Annotated in this window: 1 protein-coding gene and 1 pseudogene; one reads left to right on the top strand and one right to left on the bottom strand. The window is 34.5% G+C overall.

Annotated elements, in window-relative coordinates; genetic code table 11:
• Window positions 1-124 precede the first annotated feature (124 nt).
• Window positions 125-470, top strand: a pseudogene (locus tag F6K27_RS33395) (WD40 repeat domain-containing protein); the annotation flags it as partial.
• A gap of 141 nt (window positions 471-611) precedes the next feature.
• On the opposite strand, the gene F6K27_RS33390 reads toward F6K27_RS33395, so the two are convergent.
• On the bottom strand, window positions 612-941 hold the full coding sequence (locus F6K27_RS33390; RefSeq protein WP_287280838.1) for a transposase family protein: 330 nt from the start codon (window positions 939-941) through the stop codon (window positions 612-614).
• Window positions 942-1,021: the final 80 nt, after the last annotated feature.

The raw sequence follows: 1,021 nt of genomic DNA, 5'->3' as shown, positions 1-1,021 counted from the left end.
ATTCATACAATGTTCCATACTCAACGTGATGATTCAAAATGGTAAACCCCAGAGCTACAAAGTAGAAATCTAGTTAACTTCCAACTAAGGGAGTTTTTGGCGATCGCTACTTTCATGCAACAAAGCCAGTTATGATGGTAAAGTGAAATTATGGAGTTTTAATGATGATGATGATGGAACTTTGTTGAAAACTTTGAGAGGCCATGGGGATAGTGTTATGGGTGTTACTTTTAGTCTTGATGGTAAATTGTTAGCTTCAGGTAGCAGAGATAACACTGTTAGTTATTTTGTGGAATTTGGCATTGGATGATTTGTTGAAGAAAGGTTGTAGTTGGGTGAGTGATTATTTACATACTAATCCTAATGTTTCTGATAGCGATCGTCAGCTCTGTGAAAAATTAAATGTAAGGGAACAGAGAATAGGAGACATCTCCGGAAATAGTCGAACACTTACTATAACTATCTTTTAGGAAGCGATAGCGTACGCTTAACCGGAGGTGATCGCAAATGCTTAAGATAGTTAATTTTCACGGTAAACTCAGTGTTATAGATACTTACTATTAAAAACTAGCTCAATAATAGTCATATCAATTCAATAATTGATGTCTCTATCAAGGTTGGTTTAATACTACAAAATAAATGTACCTATTCGTCATCGCGCCCAGGCCACAAATAGTCTTAATTATTTGCACATATTTCTCAGGATTTAGTCTAAATCTTTCTTGAATTACCCGAAATATTTTTAGTAATCTAATTATATGTTCTACAAAAATTCTTTCCGCAGCAAGGTCTTTATTTTGGGACTTTTCCTGACTGGTTAATTCTTGATTTTTGGGCTTTTTTTTAGGTGTTTTTATTGCTGATTCTCCCACATAGGCTTTATCCCCAGTAAATTTTTGTTTTTCAGAGAATTTTGCCCTCGTCTCACGAAAAAAATTTATGTCACTTTTTCTCCCTGGTTTTCCTGCTTCTACATCAACAATATCCTTACCTGCAACTTAACACAATTACTTGACTTTTT

The sequence above is a fragment of the Okeania sp. SIO2F5 genome, from assembly GCF_010692685.1.
Lineage (GTDB): Bacteria > Cyanobacteriota > Cyanobacteriia > Cyanobacteriales > Microcoleaceae > Okeania > Okeania hirsuta.
The sequence above is the reverse complement of the archived record's forward strand: the minus strand, read 5'-3'. Positions and strand labels throughout refer to the sequence as shown.